Origin of the sequence: Methylobacterium sp. HMF5984 (genome assembly GCF_045033435.1) — a bacterium.
In the GTDB taxonomy this organism is placed as follows: Bacteria; Pseudomonadota; Alphaproteobacteria; order Rhizobiales; family Beijerinckiaceae; genus Methylobacterium.
Window position 1 is genome coordinate 2,745,001 of record NZ_JBJFLN010000001.1, and the last position, 19,928, is coordinate 2,764,928.

At 71.4% G+C, this 19,928-nt stretch carries 16 protein-coding genes; 4 read left to right on the forward strand and 12 right to left on the reverse strand.

The window, feature by feature from the left end; all coding sequences use genetic code 11:
- Positions 1 to 48: 48 nt before the first annotated feature.
- The 7 genes from metG to ACFZ8E_RS13365 form a co-directional block, all read right to left on the reverse strand.
- A complete protein-coding gene (gene metG, locus ACFZ8E_RS13335) occupies positions 49 to 1,629 on the reverse strand; it encodes a methionine--tRNA ligase (RefSeq protein ID WP_405042958.1) in 1,581 nt (526 codons plus the stop codon).
- Positions 1,630 to 1,722: 93 nt separating this feature from the next.
- Complete coding sequence (locus ACFZ8E_RS13340) at positions 1,723 to 2,784, reverse strand: DNA polymerase III subunit delta' (RefSeq protein WP_243945889.1); 1,062 nt, start codon at positions 2,782 to 2,784, stop codon at positions 1,723 to 1,725.
- Entirely contained in the window at positions 2,774 to 3,490 is a 717-nt protein-coding gene (tmk, locus tag ACFZ8E_RS13345) for a dTMP kinase (RefSeq protein WP_243945890.1), read from the reverse strand. Before tmk ends, ACFZ8E_RS13340 begins: the two co-directional genes overlap by 11 nt.
- A gap of 46 nt (positions 3,491 to 3,536) precedes the next feature.
- On the reverse strand, positions 3,537 to 4,757 hold the full coding sequence (locus ACFZ8E_RS13350) for a D-alanyl-D-alanine carboxypeptidase family protein (protein ID WP_243945891.1): 1,221 nt from the start codon (positions 4,755 to 4,757) through the stop codon (positions 3,537 to 3,539).
- A gap of 312 nt (positions 4,758 to 5,069) precedes the next feature.
- Positions 5,070 to 6,314, reverse strand: coding sequence for a septal ring lytic transglycosylase RlpA family protein (locus ACFZ8E_RS13355; RefSeq protein ID WP_243945893.1), 1,245 nt, complete (start codon positions 6,312 to 6,314; stop codon positions 5,070 to 5,072).
- A gap of 325 nt (positions 6,315 to 6,639) precedes the next feature.
- Positions 6,640 to 6,957 carry a ribbon-helix-helix domain-containing protein gene (locus ACFZ8E_RS13360; protein ID WP_147727996.1) on the reverse strand — a complete coding sequence of 106 codons (318 nt, stop codon included), beginning with the start codon at positions 6,955 to 6,957 and terminating at the stop codon, positions 6,640 to 6,642.
- Positions 6,941 to 7,648: a ParA family protein gene (locus tag ACFZ8E_RS13365; protein WP_147727997.1), complete on the reverse strand. Its 708-nt coding sequence runs from the start codon at positions 7,646 to 7,648 to the stop codon at positions 6,941 to 6,943. Before ACFZ8E_RS13365 ends, ACFZ8E_RS13360 begins: the two co-directional genes overlap by 17 nt.
- 485 nt (positions 7,649 to 8,133) lie before the next feature.
- On the opposite strand from ACFZ8E_RS13365, the gene ACFZ8E_RS13370 reads away from it, so the two are divergent.
- Positions 8,134 to 8,730 carry a PAS domain-containing protein gene (locus ACFZ8E_RS13370; protein WP_147727998.1) on the forward strand — a complete coding sequence of 199 codons (597 nt, stop codon included), beginning with the start codon at positions 8,134 to 8,136 and terminating at the stop codon, positions 8,728 to 8,730.
- A gap of 75 nt (positions 8,731 to 8,805) precedes the next feature.
- Complete coding sequence (locus ACFZ8E_RS13375) at positions 8,806 to 10,452, forward strand: acyl-CoA synthetase (RefSeq protein WP_243945897.1); 1,647 nt, start codon at positions 8,806 to 8,808, stop codon at positions 10,450 to 10,452.
- A 54-nt stretch (positions 10,453 to 10,506) separates the two neighbouring features.
- Here the strand turns inward: ACFZ8E_RS13375 and ACFZ8E_RS13380 are convergent, their stop codons facing one another.
- Entirely contained in the window at positions 10,507 to 12,750 is a 2,244-nt protein-coding gene (locus tag ACFZ8E_RS13380; RefSeq protein ID WP_405042959.1) for a TonB-dependent siderophore receptor, read from the reverse strand.
- A gap of 257 nt (positions 12,751 to 13,007) precedes the next feature.
- Positions 13,008 to 14,204 carry an alpha/beta hydrolase gene (locus tag ACFZ8E_RS13385; RefSeq protein WP_147844607.1) on the reverse strand — a complete coding sequence of 399 codons (1,197 nt, stop codon included), beginning with the start codon at positions 14,202 to 14,204 and terminating at the stop codon, positions 13,008 to 13,010.
- Positions 14,205 to 14,544: 340 nt separating this feature from the next.
- On the opposite strand from ACFZ8E_RS13385, the gene ACFZ8E_RS13390 reads away from it, so the two are divergent.
- On the forward strand, positions 14,545 to 14,706 hold the full coding sequence (locus ACFZ8E_RS13390) for a hypothetical protein (RefSeq protein ID WP_187274950.1): 162 nt from the start codon (positions 14,545 to 14,547) through the stop codon (positions 14,704 to 14,706).
- A 22-nt stretch (positions 14,707 to 14,728) separates the two neighbouring features.
- Here the strand turns inward: ACFZ8E_RS13390 and ACFZ8E_RS13395 are convergent, their stop codons facing one another.
- Positions 14,729 to 15,259, reverse strand: a complete 531-nt coding sequence (locus ACFZ8E_RS13395; protein ID WP_243945901.1) for a winged helix-turn-helix domain-containing protein — start codon at positions 15,257 to 15,259, stop codon at positions 14,729 to 14,731.
- 161 nt (positions 15,260 to 15,420) lie between these two features.
- The gene (locus ACFZ8E_RS13400) at positions 15,421 to 16,560 is read right to left on the reverse strand and encodes a replication protein RepA (RefSeq protein WP_405042960.1); all 1,140 of its coding nucleotides are present in this window, start codon (positions 16,558 to 16,560) and stop codon (positions 15,421 to 15,423) included.
- 802 nt (positions 16,561 to 17,362) lie between these two features.
- Between ACFZ8E_RS13400 and mazG the strand changes: the two genes are divergently transcribed.
- The gene (gene mazG, locus ACFZ8E_RS13405) at positions 17,363 to 18,187 is read left to right on the forward strand and encodes a nucleoside triphosphate pyrophosphohydrolase (protein ID WP_243945904.1); all 825 of its coding nucleotides are present in this window, start codon (positions 17,363 to 17,365) and stop codon (positions 18,185 to 18,187) included.
- Positions 18,188 to 18,308: 121 nt separating this feature from the next.
- Here mazG and rimO read toward each other — a convergent pair whose 3' ends face one another.
- Entirely contained in the window at positions 18,309 to 19,664 is a 1,356-nt protein-coding gene (gene rimO, locus ACFZ8E_RS13410) for a 30S ribosomal protein S12 methylthiotransferase RimO (protein WP_243938454.1), read from the reverse strand.
- Between the last annotated feature and the right edge of the window lie 264 nt (positions 19,665 to 19,928).

Sequence of the window (19,928 nt, forward strand, 5' to 3'; positions counted from 1 at the left end):
CGGTCCGGGAGCCTGGGCGAGGGGTTCGGTGTGGCGGGAACGGCCGGCTCACGCAGCCGGTGCCTCGGGCTTCTCGAACCGCGGGAAGATCGGGCTCGGCGCCGGCAGCGGCGTTCCGGGCGCCAGGCGGCCGCCCTCCCCCACGTCGGCGAAGAGGCGCCGGTCGGCCGGCACCGCCAGCACGTCGAGCAGGCTCGCGGCCGACCGCGGCACGAAGGGCTGCACCAGGATGCCGACCGCGCGCAGAACCTCCGCGGTCACGTAGAGCACGGTGCCCATCCGCTCCGGATCGGTCTTCTTCAGCTTCCACGGCTCTTCGGCCGCGAAGTAGCGGTTGGCGTCGGCCACCACCGCCCAGATCTCGGCGAGGATGGAATGGAGCGCGAGGTCGTCCATCAGAGCCCGCGCCCGCGCCGGCAGGGCGTCGGCGGCGGCGAGCAGTGTCCGGTCGGCCTCGGTGAAGGCACCCGGCTCCGGGACCGCTCCGGACACGTTCTTGGCGATCATCGAGAGCGAGCGCTGGGCGAGGTTGCCGAGGTCGTTGGCGAGGTCCGCGTTGATGCGGGTGATGATGGCCTCGTGGCTGTAGCTGCCGTCGCCGCCGAAGGGCACGTCGCGCAGCACGAAGTAGCGCACGGCGTCGACGCCGTAGGTGTCGGCGAGGTCGATCGGGTCGAGGACGTTGCCGAGCGACTTCGACATCTTCTCGCCCTTCGAGAGCAGGAAGCCGTGACCGAAGACGCGCTTCGGGAGCGGCAGCCCGGCCGACATCAGGAAGGCCGGCCAGTACACCGCGTGGAAGCGGACGATGTCCTTGCCGATGACGTGCAGGTCCGCCGGCCAGAATTTCCGCCGTTCGTCGGCCTCGTCGGGGAAGCCGGTGACGGTGAGGTAGTTCGTCAGCGCGTCGACCCAGACGTACATGACGTGGCCGGGCCGGTCGGGCACCGGCACGCCCCAGTCGAAGGTGGTGCGGCTGACGGACAGGTCCTTCAGGCCGGAGCGCACGAAGCTCGCGACCTCGTTCTTCCGCGATTCGGGGCCGATGAAGTCCGGTTGCGCGTCGTAGAGGGCGAGCAGGCGGTCGGCGTAGGCCGAGAGCCGGAACAGGAAGTTCTCCTCCTCCATCCACACGACGGGCGTGTCGGTGGCGAGCGAGCGGCGGGTGCCGTCCTCCAGGAGGCGGGTCTCGTCCTCGCCGTAATAGGCCTCGTCGCGGACCGAGTACCAGCCGGCATAGGTGTCGAGGTAGATGTCGCCGTTGGCCTCCATCCGCCGCCACAGTTCCTGCGCGGCGGCGGTGTGGGCGGGCTCCGTCGTGCGGATGAAGCGGTCGTAGGCGCAGTCGAGCCGGTCGGCCACCGCCTGGAACCGGGCCGCCATGCCGTCGACGAAGGCGCGCGGCGTGGTGCCGGCGCGCGACGCCGTCTGCTGGATCTTGAGCCCGTGCTCGTCGGTGCCGGTGGTGAACAGCACCTCGTAGCCGTCGAGGCGCTTGAAGCGCGCGATCGCATCGGTGGCGACCACCTCGTAGGCGTGGCCGATATGCGGCGCGCCGTTGGGGTACGAGATCGCCGTGGTGATGCTGAAGGTCTTGGTGCTGTTCGTCTTGGCGGTCACGTCGGACATTCCCGGATACGCGGCTCTGCAGGATCGGCGCCGTTCCGGCGCGGCGTCGTGCGCGTTCGCCGGCGCCGAACCGGCACCGTTCGGGACGATGCTCTAGCCGGTCCGCACGGCGCCCGCGAGGTCCGCGAACAGCGACAGGACCACGGGCCGGCGATCGAGATTGTAGGTCGCGGCCTCGCGCGCCGTACGGCCGAACTTCTCACACACCTCGACCAGGGCCGCAAGGCGCGCCGGCGGCTCCGCCCGCCGGCGGTGGAGCTCGGCCGAGACGAAGCGCTCGACGGTCTCCAGGCCGGCCGCGAACAGGGGCTCGGCCTCGCGCCCGGCGAGCTTGTCGGCGAGCTTGAGGACGCGGCCCCAATCGGGATGGTCGGCGCGCGACAGCAGGGTCTCCATCTCGGCGACCAGCCCCTGCATCGCCGGATCGAGCATCGCGACGGCGCGCGCCACCGAGCCCTCGGACAGGTCGGCGGCCCGGGCGAGCGCCTCGGCGGAGGGCGCCGGGAACGGCGGCGGGAAGCCGGACACCACCGCCGCCACGGCGCCCGCGTCCAGGGGCCGGAGCGCGAGGGCGCGGCAGCGCGAGCGGATCGTCGGCAGGAGCCGGCCCGGCGCATGGCTGACGATGAGGAACAGCGCGCGGGGCGGGGGCTCCTCCAGCATCTTCAGCAGTGCATTGGCGCCGTTGGCGTTCAGGTCCTCGGCGCTGTCGACGATGCAGATGCGGTAGCCGGCATTGCCCGCGGTGGAGCCGAACAGCTCGAGCGCCTTGCGCACCGCGTCGACCGGGATCTTGGTCGGCAGCGTCTTCGCGGTCGGCACCCGGTGGCGGCGCAGGGCCACGAGGTTCGGGTGCGAGAGCGCCGCGATCTTGGCCGTCACGGGATCGCCCGCGGCGATGTCGAGGCCGGGCGCGCGCGAGACCCCGTCGGGGTCGGCGAGCAGGCGGCGGGCGACGCGGTAGGCCAGGGTCGCCTTGCCGACGCCGGCCGGGCCGCCGATCAGCCAGGCATGGTGCAGGCGGCCCGAGGCGATGCCCTCGGCGAAGGCCGCTTCCGCCTCGGCATGGCCGACGAGGCGCAGCGTCTCGCGCGGGCGGACGATGCCGGGAAGGTCGCCGGGCTCGACGTCGTCGGGGGCGCGATCAGGCGGCATCGGTGCGGCCTTCGGTGTCGGCAAGGAGGCCGGGCAGGCGGCCGGCGACCGCTGCGCGGACCGCGTCCGCGACGGCATCGGGATCGCGCGCCGCGTCGACGAGGACGCAGCGCGCCGGCTCGGCCTGCGCGATCGCCCGGAAGGCATCGCGGAGGCGGGCGTGGAAGGCCAGCGCCTCGGCTTCGAAGCGGTCCGGTGCGGCCTGCGCCCCTTGTGCCCCCTGCCCGGCCGCCCGCGCCCGCGCACGGGCCAGGCCGATTTCGGGGTCGAGGTCGAAGATCAGGGTGAGGTCGGGCCGGGTCGGCCCGACGACGACCCGCTCGAGCGCCGCGACGGCTTCCGCATCGAGACCGTCGGCGGCGCCCTGGTAGGCGCGGGTCGAATCCATGAAGCGGTCGCACAGCACGACCTCGCCCGAGGCCAGCGCCGGGCGGATCAGGCGGTCGAGGTGGTCGATGCGGGCGGCCGAGAACAGCAGCGCCTCGGCGAAGGGCCCGTAGGGCTTGGCGACCCCGGCGAGCAGCGCCGTGCGGATCTCCTCGGCGCGGGTCGAGCCGCCGGGCTCGCGGGTGGTCGTGACCGTGCGGTGCGCGCCGAGCGTCCGGGCGAGACGGGCCACCTGGGTCGACTTGCCCGCGCCCTCCCCGCCCTCGAAGGTGATGAAGACGCCGCGAGGTGTCGAAGCGGTCGGGGTCGAAGCGGTCATGGCTGCCGAAGCGGTGGTGGCAGCATGGGGCCGCGCCTCTCGGTCCTCACGACGGGTTGGCGGCCTTCTCGCCAGGCTTGTCGCCGGCTTTCTCGCCCTTGCCCGCCTTGTCGAAGGCGCGGCGGACGAGGCCGGTGCCGAACTCGAGCGCGGCATCCATCGCGCGCTGCTGGATGGTGCCGGCCTCGACGGAGGCGCCGGCATAGAGCGGCTGGTCGAGCGCCACCGCATCGCCGCGCATGATCTTCAGGCGGCCGACCTCGCGGCCCTCCTCCACCGGGGCGACCAGCGGCCCCTGGTAGACGGCGCGCGCCGTCACGCGATCGGAGGAGCCGCGCGGCAGCAGCACCCGCACCGGCTTCTTGGCGACCAGCGGCACCGATCCCGACGCGCCGCCGAACACCGAGGCCTCGGCCACCGTCTCGCCGGGGGTGAACACCTGCCGCGGCTCGAAGGCGCGGAACCCCCATTCCATCAGCTTGCGCGCCTCGGCCGCACGGTCCCGCGCGGTCTTGAGGCCGGAGATCACCATGATCAGGCGCTGGCCGTTCTGCACCGCCGAGCCGGTGAGCGCGTAGCCGGATTCCTCGAGGTAGCCGGTCTTGAGGCCGTCGGCGCCGATGTCGAGGGCGAGCAGCGGGTTGCGGTTCTGCTGCTTGATCTTGTTCCAGGTGAACTCGCGCTCGGAGAAGATCTTGTACAGGTCCGGGTAGGTGTCGATGATGTGCGCGGCGAGCCTGGCCATGTCGCGTGCGGTGACCCGCTGGTCGGGCGCCGAGTAGCCGGTGGCATTGCGGAAGGTCGAGCGCGTCAGCCCGATCTCCTTCGCGCGCTGGTTCATGATGGCGGCGAAGGCCTCCTCGGAACCGGCCATGTTCTCGGCGATCGTGATCGCCGCGTCGTTGCCCGACTGGACCACGAGCCCGCGCAGCAGGTCCTGCATCTTGATGCGGCTGTTGACCTGGGCGAACATCGACGAGCCGCCGCCCCCCGCCCCGCCCCGGCGCCACGCGTCCTCGGTCACCGTGAACTCGGTCTCCATCGTCAGCCGCCCGGATTTGAGGGCGTCGAACACGATGTCGGTGGTCATCAGCTTGGCCATGCTGGCCGGGGCGAACGGCTCGTCGGCCGCCTTCTCGAACAGCACCGAGCCGGAATCGGCGTCGACCAGGATCGCGTGCGGCGCCGCGGTCTGGAAGACCTGCGCGCGGGCCGGCGTTGCGAGCGCGCAGGCCGCCGCCAGAAGGAAGACCCAGGTCCTGCGCATCAAAAACTCCCGTGCGGCCGGGCCGCCACGCTCGCGAACATCCCGCCTCGGATAACAAGCGTGACCATATTACGGTTTCCGCGCCGGATCGAATGCGAAATGACGCAGCGCACCTGCCCGCGCACCGACCGATGCGGGTTCTTCTACGATCCGAGGTTGCTTCGGGCCGAGATCGCCGGGACTTGAACGATCCCCCGGCCGCAGGGATACGCAGGGGGTCGGTCCCGGCCCGCCGGCCCTCCCCGCGACCGCGGGACCGACGGTCGTCTTGCGGACGACCGGGCTCCGCCAGGACGGGACGGCGCCGGCTCGTCAGTAGATCCCGGCGAGCCGCGCGCCGCGCTTGTCGGCAGGCTTGCCGGGCGGCTTCGCGGCGAGGTCGACGCGGCTCTTCACGACTGCGCGGGCCGTTCCCTTGTCGCCCGAGCTCTTGTCGCTCGGGGCCGCGGCGCCCGTGAGCCGGGCCAGCGCGAGCTTGGCCGAGGGCGGCATCGCGGGCGGGACGGAGCCCGGCCGGGCCGCCGGCACCCGTGCGGGCACGGCCTGGGCCGTGCGCGTCGCGGGCGAAGTCGCGGCGAGACGGACCGGCGCGTCCTTGCCGGGGAGCCGGGCGATCGGCGCGGAGGCCGTCGCCATGCGCTCCGCGGCCGGGTTGAGCCCCGCCACCCGCACCGGCGCCGGCCGGAACGCCTGGCCGCGCACGGCCGTCGGCTGCAGGGCGGCCGGCACGGCCACCGCCGCCCGCGCCAGCACGATCGGCGCGCGCACCGGATGCGGGGCGGGGGCCTCGTCGCGCTCCTCGCGCTCCGGTGCCGGCTTGAACGCCAGCGGCGCCGGCGTCGTGCGCGAGAACCGCTCCGGCTCCTCCGAGGGCCCGAGATCGGCCACCATCACCGGGGTGCGCACGCCCGCCGGCCCGCCGTCGGTGCGCAGCGTTGCCAGGAGCTTGCGGTCGTCGGAGCCGGCGACCGAGGCCTTGCCGAGATAGGCGACGCGCACGTGCGCGGTGCCCTTGTTGTGGAACTCGAGCGCCCGGGCGACCTCCTCCGAGACGTCCATGACGCGGTCGGCATGGTAGGGGCCGCGGTCGTTGACGCGCACCACCATCGAGTAGCCGTTCGCGGTGTTGGTGACGCGGACGTAGCTCGGCAGCGGCAGGGTCGGGTGGGCGGCGGCGATCGAGTGGCGGTCGAACACCTCGCCGTTGGCGGTCATCCGCCCGTGGAAGGCGGCGCCGTACCACGAGGCCAGGCCCTCGCGGACGTAGCCGCGGGCATCCTCCTTGGGCACGTAGGTGCGGCCGGCGACCACGTAGGGCTTGCCCGAGAAGCGGCGTCCGCCGCCCTTCGGGATCACGTCGCCCTCGTTGTAGAGGCGCGGGCTGGTCTTCACGCCGTATTTCGGGTCGAGCCCGTTGCCGGCGGGGCCGGCGAACTTCTGCGGGTTCGTGCTGCAGTTGGCGGTGGCCAGCGCGATCGCCGAGACCGCGAGCAGGCGCCGCAAGGGAAGCGGGCCGCGGCGCGAATCCGGGATTCGAAGAAGCGTCGAACGCGCCATGCCCACCGGATCCGCCTGTACGCCACGTGCCGAAGGTCCGGCCCGCACGGGAGCGGTCACGCCGGGGCGTCCGGCTCGCCCCCTGCACAAGGGGGCGGCGACCGAACGAGCCGACACTTGTCCGAACGCCGTAAAGGAAGCCTGAACGGAACGCGCCGCGCGCCGTCCGACCGCCGCGATTCACAGGGTTTCGCGTTCCCGCATCGCTTGAGCGTTCGGCGCCAAGGCGTTCCAGAATCGTTCAGAAACCGCTCGCACGCGGATCGGCGAGACCGGGCGGGGGCAAGGCCCGTACCCGTGATCTCGCCGGTGCGGTTGCGGAGCCTCAGCGCTGAAGCGGCTCCGAGAGCTGCTCGATCGAGCGGGCGCCGCGCTGCTTGAACAGCAGGTCGAGGGCTTCCAGCATGATCGCGTGCATCTTGGTGCGCTCGGCATAGGCGAGGTCGCGCAGCTGGTCGTAGACCGGCGGCTCGAGATAGACCGACATCTGCCGGGCGCGCTCCTTCAGGGTGGCGGGCCCGCGCTTCGGCGGGCTCGCGCCGCGGTCGAGCTGGACGATCTCGGCGGTCTGCGGCACGGCGCGCGCGGCCGGCACCGAGGCCGCGACGATCGAGGCGAGATTGAGCTTAGGCGGCTTCGACATGCTTCACCGCCTTGCCGGATCCTATCTGGCCCGAAACGGGCTTGCCCGAGACCGCCTGTCCCGATCCGACCTTGCCCGCCTGCGTGCGCTTCTCGATCCAGGACCACAGCCGGCGCACCTCGCCCGCCGCCTGCCCCTTCGGGTTGAACTCGGTGACGCCCTGGCCGACGCCGATCGCGTCCTGGTGGTCGGTGCGCGCCACGATGTTGACGTCGGGGAGGATGCCCAGCACCGCGAGGCCGTCGGCCGCGTCGCGGATGCGGTAGGAGCGCGGCGGCGTCTGGTTGAGGACGAAGGCGAACTTCTTCTCGAGCCGGTACACGGCGGCGAGCGTCGGCTTGAACGCGCGCAGGTCCGCGGGCGTCGGCCGGCACGGGATGATGCAGAGGTCGGCGGCGCGGATCGCCGAGAGGGTGCCGGTGGAATCGACGCCGGGCGTGTCGATGAAGACGTAGTCGTAGGCCGAGTCCCGAAGCTGGGTCATCACGGCGTCGATCTGCGTCGCATCGATCTGCGCGACCTCGGGGCCCTCCGCGGTGCGGTGGTCGAGCCAGTCGGAGATCGTGGCCTGCCGGTCCATCTCCAGGATGCAGACCGAGCGGCCGGCCTCCTGTGCGGCGACCGCGAGCGAGATGCAGAGCGTGCTCTTGCCGCTGCCCCCCTTCTGGGTGACGAAGGTGATCGCTTTCATCGGCCGGTCCTCGGTTCAAGCTGCCTTGGCTCAAAAGCGCGCGCATGCGCGTCGCGGTGCGGCACGATCCGGCGTCCTGCCGGGCGCGGGCATGCCGCCGTCCCGTTCGCAGGCCAAAGCCGGAGTTGCGGCGCACGCGCTCCGGGCAACCTAGAATCGGGGAGCTCCGCGCGAAGGCGAGGATCCTGTGACCCAGGGATGCCGTGATCCCGATATCGCGTCGATTATGGTTAAGAGGCCGTTAACGGAGGCGGGCCCCGGCTCGGGCCGGCCGGCATCCGCTCGCCATCCGCCGGCTCCGGAACGCGGCCCGAGACCCGGGATGCGGAGGGTTTTTCCAACCTCAAGTTTGTTTTCGAGGGCTCCCTGTCGGTTCTCACTTTTCTTAGAGGAAGCGATGCCTTAGATTGCTTTTCGAGGGCGCCATCCCGTCCGTCGATCGTACCTCAAGTTTATTTTTGCTGCCGCCGGCCTTTAGGAGTTGCATGGCACAGGCTCCGAACCCGCACTCCAACGACGAGCTCCGGGCTGTCCTCGACGCCTCCGGCGTCGTCGGCGCCTGGGTGCACGATCACTGGGCGGGGCGTCTCACGCTGTCGGGCGACTTCGCCGGCTTGCTCGGCCTCGATCCCGAGGTCGCCGCCGGCGGGGTATCGATCGACACGTTCCTCGAGCGGACCCATCCCGAGGACCGCAGCCGGGTCGAGAGCTGCCTGCACGCGGCCGGCGAGATCGGCGGGCCGGTCGAGGCCGAGTTCCGGACCGTCGAATCGGCGGCGGGCGTGCGCAAGCTCCTCATCCGCGGGCGCGTCGAGCGCAATGCGGTCGACGGGACGGCGCAGGGGCGGGGCATCGCGATCGATCTCACCGAGAACCGGTCGGCGGACCTGCGCCAGACGGAGCGCCTCGTGAACCGCATGGCCGAGCACGCCATCGCGCTCCGCGCCCTCGCCGACGGCCTCGGGGAGGCGAACCTGACCAAGCTGATCGACGGCCTGATGATCGAGATCGGCTTCGAGCTCGCCAAGTTCCTGCAGGATCCGCGCGCCCTCGGCGAGCTCCGGGCCGAGCGCCACCACTGATCCGGGCGGCCGCAGGCCGTTGGATCACGCTGCCGTGCGCGGTACTGTCCGGGCCTTGCTCGCCGGGAGGCCGCCATGCGCCGCGACACGATCTACGACCGCGACCTCGACCGGAATCCGGCCAACCACCAGCCGTTGACGCCGCTGGGCTATCTCGACCGGGCGGCGCGGGTGTTTCCCGACCAGGTCGCGGTGATCCACGGGCCCCTGCGGCGCAGCTATGCCGAGCTCTACGCCCGCTGCCGCCGCCTGGCCTCGGCGCTCGCCGCCCACGGGATCGGCCGGGGCGACACCGTCGCGGTGCTGCTCGCCAACACGCCGGCGATGATCGAGTGCCACTACGGCGTGCCGATGGCGGGCGCCGTGCTCAACACCCTCAACACCCGCCTCGACGCCGCGGCCCTGGCCTTCTGCCTCGATCATGGCGAGGCCAAGGTCCTCGTCGCCGACCGGGAGTTCTCGCGCGTCGCGCGCGACGCGCTGGCGCAGGCCGGGCGCAGCCTGCTGGTGATCGATTACGACGATCCGCACTATGCCGGCGCCGGCGAGGCCCTCGGCACCCGCGACTACGAGGCGTTCCTCGCCGAGGGCGATCCCGAGCACGACTGGGCGATGCCCGACGACGAGTGGGACGCGATCAGCCTGAACTACACCTCCGGCACCACCGGCGACCCGAAGGGCGTGGTCTACCACCACCGCGGGGCGGCGCTGCTGGCGCTCGGCAACGTCGTCACCGGGAGCCTGGGGCAGCACCCGGTCTATCTCTGGACGCTGCCGATGTTCCACTGCAACGGCTGGTGCTTCCCGTGGACGCTGTCGATCGTGGCCGGCACCCATGTCTGCCTGCGCCAGGTCCGGGCCGAGGCGATGTTCGCGCTGATGGCCGAGCACGGCGTCACCCACCTGTGCGGGGCGCCGATCGTGATGCAGCTGCTGATCAACGCCTCCGACGCCGAGCGCCGCCCCCTGCCCCACCGGGTCGCGTTCTTCACCGCCGCCGCGCCGCCGCCGGAGGCGGTGCTGGCGGGCATGCGCGAGGCGGGCTTCGCCGTCACCCACCTCTACGGGCTGACCGAGAGCTACGGCCCGGCCGTCGTCAACGCGTGGCACGCCGAGTGGGACGACCTCCCGGCCGACGCGCAGGCCGCCAGGAAGGCCCGCCAGGGCGTGCGCTATCCCGTGCTCGAGGGCCTCGACGTGCGCGACCCCGAGACCCTGGAATCGGTGCCGGCGGACGGCCGGACGATGGGCGAGGTGATGATGCGCGGCAACGTGGTGATGCGCGGCTACCTCAAGAACCCGGCCTCCACCGAGGCGGCGTTCCGGGGCGGCTGGTTCCACACCGGCGACCTCGGCGTGAAGCACCCCGACGGCTACGTGCAGCTCAAGGACCGCTCGAAGGACATCATCATCTCGGGCGGCGAGAACATCTCCTCGATCGAGGTCGAGGACGCGCTGTTCAAGCACCCGGCGGTCGCCGCCGCCGCGGTCGTCGCCAAGCCCGACGACAAGTGGGGCGAGACGCCGTGCGCCTTCGTCGAGCTCAGGGACGGCGCCGCGGCCAGCGCCGACGACCTCATCCGGTGGTGCCGCGGGCGGCTGGCCGCCTACAAGATGCCCCGGACCATCGTGTTCGGGGAGCTGCCCAAGACCTCCACCGGCAAGGTGCAGAAGTACCTGCTGCGCGAGCGGGCGCGGCAGGAGCCGGGGCAAGGATCGTAGGGAGCCGAGGATCATGGCAGTCGACGCGGGCGGCGCGCGCCGCCCGCGGGAGGCTCACCACTTGTAGCTCAGGCTCGCGGTGATGCGTCGGGCCTCGCCGTAGAAGCAGGCCGCCGTCGACTGGCAGGCCGAGACGTAGCGCTTGTCGGCGATGTTCTGAGCGTTCACCGCGAAGCGCCAGTTGTCGCGGGTGTAGTGCACCACCGCGTCGAACAGCACCCGCTCGGGCACCGTCAGGGTGTTGGCGGTGTCCGCGAACGAGCGCCCGACGTATCGCGCGCCGCCGCCGAAGCCGAAGCCGCGCCACTCGCCCCCCGGGATCGTGTAGTTGGCGAACACGGTGGCCAGAGTCTCCGGGGTCGCGGTCGGCGCCCGGCCGATCACCCCGACGTCGCCGCGGGTGACCTCGATGTTGAAGGTCGTGAACGAGGCGGTGACGTTGAGGTCGCGGGTGAGGTTGGCCACGAACTGCGCCTCGAAGCCGCGCGAGCGCGTCTCGCCGAGCTGGAGCTGGTTGAGGTTGTTGCTTGGGTCGATCGTCAGCGAGTTGGCCAGGGTCAGATCGAAGGCGGCCAGCGTCAGGAAGGCGTCGTAGCCCGGCGGCTGGTACTTCACGCCGACCTCATACTGGTCGCCGGTGGTCGGCTTGAACGGCTGGCTGAAGAAGTTCGTCCCGATCTGCGGGTTGAAGAAGCTCGCGTAGGAGACGTAGGGCGCCAGGCCGAAATCGAAGTTGTAGATCAGGCCGTAGCGCTGGGTGCCGGCGTTGGCGGTCTGGCGCGTGACGGTGCTGGCCAGCAGGTTGTTGACCTCGTTCGAGGTGAAGTCGCCGCGGCCGGAAAGCACCAGGGTCAGCTCGGGCGTGAGCTTGATCTGGTCCTGCGCGTAGAGACCGACCTGCTGGAAGACGTCGTAGTTGACCAGGTAGGGCGCCGCCGCCACGGTCGGCGAGCCGTAGTTCGGCGCCAGCAGGTTGAAGTTCGCGACCGCCGGGCCGACGAAGCCGCCCGTCGCCTGGTTGTCGTTCAGCTGCACGTTCTTGTAGTCGAGCCCGACCAGGAAGGTGTGCCGGAACAAGCCGTCGTCGAACCGGGCGACCGCGTTGTTGTCGACGTTGAACGCGCCGATCCGCGAGGTGGCGCGGAAGCGGTAGCGCGCCAGCTGCGTCTGCAGCGGGTCGGCGTAGCCGTTGATGCTGAACGAGTTGTCGTAGGACTCGCTGTACGCGTAGCGCAGGTTCTGCCGGAACGTCCACGTGTCGTCGAAGACGTGCTCGAACTCGTAGCCGAGGCTGTACTGCGTCCGGCGATAGACGTTGTTGTCCTTGTCCTGGACGTTGTAGCTGCGCGGGATGCGCGCGCCGAACACGTCCGGGCGCGCCGTGCCCTGGTAGGGCAGGAAGGCGTTGATGCGGCCGGTGTCGTCGTATTGCAGGCTCGTCAGCACGGTGAGCGTGGTGGCGCCGTCCGGCTTGTAGGTGAAGCTCGGCGCGATGTAGCCGCGGTTCTCGTCGAGGCCGTCCACCTGCGTGCCGCCCTGCCGGCCGATGCCGGTCAGGCGGTAGAACCAGTGGCCCTCGGTGTCGGCCGGGCCGCCGAAATCGAAGGCGAGGTACTTCTGGCCGAACGAGCCGCCGCCGACCTCGACGTAGTTCAACGGCTCGAGCGGGGGCTTCTTGCTGATGATGTTGATCAGGCCGCCGGGGCCGCCCTGGCCGAACAGCACGGCGGCGGGGCCGCGCAGCACGTCGACGCGCTCGACCCCGAACGGATCGACCTTGTAGGAGGCGAAGCCGTAGTTGAACAGCTGCAGCCCGTCCCGGTACAGGCCGGTGTCGCTCGCGGTGAAGCCGCGGATCTGGAAGAAGTCGACCCGCGAATCCGGGCCGAAGGCGTTGCCGAACACGCCGGCCGAATAATTGATGATCTCGCCGATCTGCTGGGGCTTGATCGCGTCGAGCTGCTGCCGGCCGATCACGCTGACCGATTGCGGCGTCTCGATCAGCGGCGTGTCGGTCTTGGTCGAGGTCAGCGTGCGCTTGGCGACGTAGCCGTCGATCGGCCCGCGCGGATCCTCGCGCGGGACCACGACGCGCGCCGCCGTGCCGTCGCGCGACTCGACGGTCAGTTCCTCCAGGCGCACGCTGCCCTGCGCCGAGGGCTCGCCGACGCCGCGGCGCGGCGCGGTCGCCTCCTGCGCGGACGAGGGCAGGACGAACGGCGCCAGCGCGATCAGCGAGGCGCCAGCCAGCACGAGGCGACGCGGGTTCGGGGTGGGGCGGGGGGCGGGACGACGCATGGGACTGAAGGGCCTTGCCAGGATGCGGACAGCAGGGGACGATCGCTGCGAAAACGGCTTCGCGACGTTGTTTGGAATGATGCTAAACTGATGTTATTACTAGCTTTTCCGGGTCTTCGTTACGGCCGGGCCGGATCGCGCACAAGGCCTCGGCGGACGGATGCACCCGCCCTGTGGCCTGCAAGCCACGGTTGATACCGCCATCCCGGCCCCGGCGCTCCGCGTGCCCTGCCCTGCTCTTCTCTGCCCGGGCGGCCTCAGCGCGGGCGCGCGGCGATCCAGCCGATCACCGCGTCGGCGACCTGGTCGCTGTTCTTTTCCAGCATCATCATGTGGCCGTTGCCGCGCAGGCCCTGGTCGACGAGCTTGAGGCTGTCGGGCCTGGCACCGGCCTGGGCGAGGAAGGCGGTGGTGCAGTCGTCGACCGGGGTGCGGAACGAGGCTTCGGCGGTCACGATCACCGCCGGCACGCGGGCGAGGTTCGGGAGCCGGCGCACCGGCTCGCCCTGGAGCCAGCAGCGGATCCGACCCTCGGCCGCCGGGGCCTTGGCCTGCATCACCACGAGATCCTCGGGCGACGTCACCGGCGGGTCGAAGGTCAGCGGCACGCGGGTGATGCCGTAGGCGCGGGCGCGCCCGTCGCCCGCCTTCTCGTAGAAGTCCTTGCCGCCGCGCAGGCGCACGTCGAAGAACGGCGGCCCGTTCGGCTCGATCGCGACGTGGGCCTTCACGAGGTCGGGCCGCGCATCCGAGACCGCCCAGCCGAACAGCCCGGCCTGCCCGTGGGTGACCAGCACCGCCGGCCCGATCTTGTCCAGCAGCGCAATCAGCGCCGGGTCGACCAGCTCCTCGGTCTGCTGCGCGCCGGCGAGGTAGGGCACCTGGCTGGCGAAGAACTGGTCGAAGGCGGCGTTCCCCTGCACGCCGGGGCCGCCCGGCCACTGGGTGTGGAGCTTGGCCTGCGGGAACAGGTCGTAGAGCTCCTGGGCGGTGTAGGTCTCCTCCAGGGCGCGGGTCGAGAACCGGGCGTAGGGCCCGTAGACTTCCGGGTTGGTGCCGGACCGGCCGCGGCCGACCTGGTCGACGATGTAGACCGCGAACCCCTTCTCGACGAAGCGCTGGGCCCAGCCGGGCCGGCCGTCCGGCGTCCCGAGGAAGTTGACCCCGGTCTGCGAGATGCCGTGGACCATCACCACCGGCCAGGGCTGCGTGACGGTGGCCGGCCGCCGCGACTGCACGAACATCTGGCCGACCATCACGGTCTTGTCGGCGACGCGCTCGTAGCGGCCGCCGATGTAGAAGTAGCTCGCCACCGTCAGGGGCCCCTGAGCGGGGGCGTCCGCGGCGGCGGACGGCCCGGGCTGCACCCCGGCGACGGCGAGCCCCACGGCGACGAGACCCGCGCCGAGCCGCTTGCGCACGCCGCGCCCCGAAAAGCCCTGCCTGGCGATCATGCCGTCCTCCCGCCGAGGCCCTGCCCTCCGCCGGGCGGCTTATCGCGGGATTTGCGGCGATGGGCCAGCCGTCCGCGGCCGCATCCGGCCCGGAGCGGCCGCGAAACCCGCACCGCGGAAGCCCGGTTTGGGCGCTGTCGGGTCGGACGGATCGGCGAACCGAAGAAATTCTTCACGGTTTCTCCATCGATCATGCGTTCGATGCAGCATTCGCGTGCGGAGACGCACGAGACCCGAGCCGGGCACATGACTGCCACCGCGTGCGGCCCGGTGGTGCCCGCCGGGCACGAGGCCCAGATTCAGGGCCATCGCAACCGCACCCGCTTCAGGACCTTTCGCCGTGGACGTCTCGACCGCCAAGACCCTCGTCTCCGCCGTGCTGGTCTGCGCCATCGTGCTGTTCAGCGGCATCTCGCTGCGGATGTTCGTGCTGGAGGTCGGCCGGGATCTCCGCAGCGCGCGGGCGCAGCGCGTAACCGCCGGCAACGACCGCCGCGACTAGGCGCCCTTCCGCCGGATCCGCCTCAGCCCCGATCCAGATCGAGCGCCGGCGCGTAGATCGCGTCGCCGAGCCGCCGCAGCGGCCCGTGCGGGCCCGCGCGCTTCCACAGCCGCGTGTTCAGCGCCGCGACCGGATCCTGGCCGGGGACGGCGAACCCTTCCGCGACGAGCGCCTCCAGGATCTCGCCCGCATGCATCGGCCGGCCGGCGCGCACGAGGATGCCGCAGGCGGCCTCGACCAGGGCGCGGCCGTAGCGGCGCGCGCCGACGGGATCGACCTCGAACGCGACGGGCACCCGCTCCGGCAATGGCTCGGGAGCGGGAGCGGGAGCGGGAGGCTCGGCCCGGAGGGCGGCGCCGGCGGCGCGCGGTGCGTCGGGCTCCGGCGGGACGTGATCCTCGGGCGCCTCGATCGCCCGAGATGGCTCGCCCCCGCGCAGGCGACGGCCGAGCTCGAGGTAGAGGACGTGATCGGCGATCTCGCGCTCGAGGGCGTCGCGCTGGCGCCGCAGGCTCGCGAGCCGCGCCTCGATCTCCGCTTCCGACAATCCCATGATGGGCCCGCATCTTCCCTGATACTCAGATATGGAATATCAGGCATCGCGCTCGAACGGAAGATTGTTTTGCCTCGGAATTTTGCTCCGCTGAGGGAATGGAGGTGACGTTCCCTGGAAGCGTACTAAGAGAATAGATCAGTCAGGCGATGCCCGTTCCCTCAGGCTGCCGCGTCCTTCCCTGCCGACGCCTTCCGTATTCCCTTGCGCGGCGGGACGAGGAGCATGCCGGGATCGGCCGGCTGCAAGGTCATGCCGCCGTCGTCCAGCGCGATCGGCAGCTTCGGGAAGACCTCGCACAGGTGGGCGATGTCGGTCTTGAACGCCTGCCGGAAGCTGCGGATGCAGGCGTTCTCGGCGCCGAACTGGCCGTGCAGGTTGGTCCAGGTGAGCCTCAGGGGCCGCTGCAGGGCGCGCAGGCGGTAGCCGACCCAGAACAGCAGGTCGAGCTTGCGCGCCGAGCCCGAGAAGGCCCGCGCCGCCCGGATGTCGACGGGCAGGGCGTGCCGGATCAGGTTGTCGTAGAAGTCCTGGTGGAACTGCACGGTGCGGGACCAGGCCGCGCCCTCCCCGTCCCTCGCCCCCTCCCTCATCCCATCCTTGGCCCCGTCCCGGGCCGTGGGCCGCCACAGGTCGAGGCTGCGGAACGGCGGCACGTTGAGGGTGCTGGCCTGGTCGTGCCCGTCCCACAGGCCGATCTGCATCGAGCAGGCGGCGAGGCGGTTGAGCTGTTCCTTGAACTGCCGGATCGTGCCGCGCTCGCCGCCGGTGACGGCAAAACCCATCTCGCGCATGAAGCCGGAGAGGGAATCGGCGACCGCGATGGTCGGGCTGCGCTGGCGCACGGCCTCGGTGCAGAGGTGGAGCAGCACGAGCCGCGCCTTCGGGCCGTAGGGCAGGCCCTGCGGCTCCATCTCGCCGGTGATCGGGCTCTTCAGCCGGCCGGCGACGAGGTTCAGCGAGTTGCGGCCGTAATCGCGCGAGAATTCCCGCACCGGCCCGGGATCGCGGTAGGGCAGGCCGCAGAGCGCGAGCACCGAATGGATGTGCTGGAGGTTCTCCGGCACGGTCGGCTGGTTCTCGATCACCTCGCGCACGGCGTCGCGCCGGCGCTGGTCCCGCCCCATCCCGGCCCGCCGGCCGGCGACCGCGCCCTTGGCCGAGGCCTCCGCGTCGCGGACCTGCTGCCGGTGCAGGATGTGCTCGACGATCTGGGCGAACAGGAAGCCGCCACGCGCCGCCTCGACCTCCGCGCGGAGGTCGGCGTCGCGAATGCCGGCCAGTCTGTCCTCGATCCCCATGCCCGTTCCGAAACTCCGCGACCGCGCTGCGCGGACCATCCCTGCCCGGGCCGCACCTGCAAGCGCCCGATCCCGCGGCCGCATCGGGCCGGGGCACGATGGTCATGACACGATTTGCCGGCCCGGAGTCCCCGGGGGCGGGCGGGTTATCCCGGCTATCCACGCTTCCCCTCCCCCCAAGGTTTCGCGGGCGGCGTCCCCCAGGGGTTCGCGGGCGGCGTCCGATGCGTGGGGGTGGGTCGATGCGCGCCGCGCAGAGTTCGATGCGGGGTCGCGACCGCCGGCCGGCCACGCAGCTTTCGATACGCGCAGGGGCCGCCGACTTGTCCCCATTCCCCACCGCCCTTGGCGGAAATCACGCCGAATCGCATGCGGATCCACGCAGACTCCGATGCGGCCTCCCGGGAATCCCACGCAGACTTCGATGCGATCCCACGCAGAGTCGGATGCGGACCCACGCAGAGTCGGATGCGAGAACCCCCACCAAGCCATTGTCGGGGATAGGGTTTTCGGCGCCCCATATAACCTTCAGAACAGACTCTCTGAGAATCGTTTCTGATAGATTTCCTAGGACTCCTGCGGTGTCGTTCGCTTTGGCGAACACCCCGAAACCCTCAGAATGTCCACTTGGAACACAGGGAATATGCCGCTTTTGTCCCCAAAGGCGCGCCGGAAGCGCGGAGCCGGACCGGGAGCGGCGGCGTGCGCCGCGAGGCTCGCGCAGGTGATTTCGCGGCCGTGCCGGTCTACCCCTGCGGCCGGTGGGCGTCGGGCAGGCCGACCCCGTGAGGAGCCGTGACGCATGGCCGAAGCGCCGCTCGATGCCTTGAGGCGGGTGATGGCCGCGCTGCGCGATCCGAACCGCGGATGCACCTGGGACGTCGCCCAGACTTCGGCGAGCATCGCGCCCTACGCCCTCGAGGAGGCCTACGAGGTCGTCGACGCGATCGCGCGCGGCGATCTCGGCGACCTGCGCGAGGAGCTCGGCGACCTGCTGCTGCAGGTGGTGTTCCACGCCCGGATGGCCGAGGAGGCCGGCGCCTTCGATCTCGACGACGTCGCGCGCACGATCGTGGCGAAGCTGGTGCGGCGGCACCCGCACGTGTTCGAGCCCGACGGGACCCTGCTCCCGGCCGGCAGCCCGCGCCGCGACGCGCGCGCGGTCGAGGCGCAGTGGCAGGCGATCAAGGCCGCCGAGCGCGCCGCCAAGCCGTCCCGCGCCCCGGCGGGACCGCTCGACGGCGTCGCCCGGACGCTTCCGGCCCTGACCCGGGCCGAGAAGATCTCGCGGCGGGCGGCCGGCTACGGCTTCGATTGGGCGGATGCGGCGGACGTGGTCGCCAAGGTCCGCGAGGAGGCCGACGAGGTCGCCGAGGCGCTCGCCGGCGACGACGGGCAGGCCGTGGCCGAGGAGATCGGCGACCTGCTGTTCTCGGTGGCCAACCTCGCCCGGCACGCCGGGATCGACCCGGAGGCGGCGCTCAGGGCCGGCAACGACAAGTTCGTGCGCCGCTTCACCGCGATGGCCGCCCGGCTCGAGGCCGCGGGCGGGACGCTGTCGGATGCCGACCTCGCCGCGATGGAGGCGGCCTGGGCCGCGGTCAAGCGAACCGAGCGCGAGGCCTGATCGCGGATTTGAGATTCCAAAGGGATCATCCCTTTGGCGGGTGTCGGGCGGAGCCCGACGAATAGGCACCAGGGCTTCGCCCTGGACCCACGAAAGGGATGATCCCTTTCGAAACCCGCTCTCAGACCACGCTGCCGCGCAGGTCGTAGGCGTCGGCCGCCTCGATCCTCACGGTGACGATGTCGCCCTGGCGCACCGGCCGGCGGCTGGCGACGTGGACGGTGCCGTCGATCTCGGGCGCGTCGTATTTCGAGCGGCCCTTGATGCCGTCGGCCCCCACCGTGTCGACGATCACGGGCAGGCGCTTGCCGATGCGCGCCTTCTGCAGGCGCAGCGAGACCTGCTGCTGCGCTTCCATGAAGCGGCGCTTGCGCTCGGCCTGCAGTTCCGGCGGCACCGCCGCGCCGACGGAATTGGCGAGCGCGCCCGTCACCGGCTCGTAGGTGAAGCAGCCGACGCGCTCGAGCTTGGCTTGCCCGATCCAGTCGAGCAGCTCCGAGAACTCGGCCTCGGTCTCGCCGGGGAAGCCGACGATGAAGGTCGAGCGGATGGCGAGGTCCGGGCAGGTCTCGCGCCAGCGCCGGATGCGCTCGAGCTGGCGCTCCTGGTTGCCCGGGCGGCGCATGCGCTTGAGCACGGTCGGCGAGGCGTGCTGGAGCGGCATGTCGAGGTAGGGAAGGATCTTCCCCTCCGCCATCAGGGGGATCACCTCGTCGACGTGCGGGTAGGGGTAGACGTAGTGCAGCCGGACCCAGGCACCGAGCTCGCCGAGTTCCTTGGCGAGATCGTAGAACTTCGCCCGCACCGCGCGGTCGCGCCACGGGCTTTCGGCGTAGCGCAGGTCGACGCCGTAGGCGCTGGTGTCCTGCGAGACGACGAGCAGCTCCTTCACGCCGGCCTTGACCAGCTTCTCCGCCTCGCGCAGCACGTCGCCGGCGGGGCGGCTGACGAGGTCGCCGCGCAGCGACGGGATGATGCAGAAGGTGCAGCGGTTGTTGCAGCCCTCCGAGATCTTCAGGTAGGCGTAGTGCCGCGGGGTCAGCTTGACGCCCTGCGGCGGCACCAGGTCGAGGAACGGGTCGTGGGCCGGCGGCACCGCCTCGTGGACGGCGGCCACCACCGATTCGTAGGCCTGCGGGCCGGTGACGGCCAGGAGGTTCGGGTACTTGTCGCGGATCTCGTCGGGCTGGGCGCCCATGCAGCCGGTGACGATGACCCGGCCGTTCTCCGCCATCGCCTCGCCGATCGCCGAGAGCGATTCGGCCTTGGCCGAATCGAGGAAGCCGCAGGTGTTGACGATGACCACGTCCGCCCCGTCGTGGCGCCGGGCGAGCTCGTAGCCCTCCGCCCGCAGATGCGTGAGGATCCGCTCGGAATCGACCAGCGCCTTCGGGCAGCCGAGCGAGACGAACGAGATCTTGGGTGCGGCCGAGACCCTTGCGGGCGTCGGATCGGACGGAAGAGCGGATGCGGTCATGCTGCCTTCGTGCGGCGTGGACGCCGCCAGGTCGGACGCCTCGAGAATCCGAGGATGGGGGACATCCCGATCTTCGGGCCCGAATTTTCGTGATGGGGCATCGCTATAGCGGGATCGCGGCGCCCGCGCGAGCCCCGCCGGCGCGCGGCCGAGCGCCGAGTGGGATTGCGTCGGGCGCATCGGTCGCAAAACCCTGCGGCATCGGCTGCGGCTTCCCAGGGGCTACCGCCTGTGCGAGGCCTTCGGACCCACCGACGGGCCGGC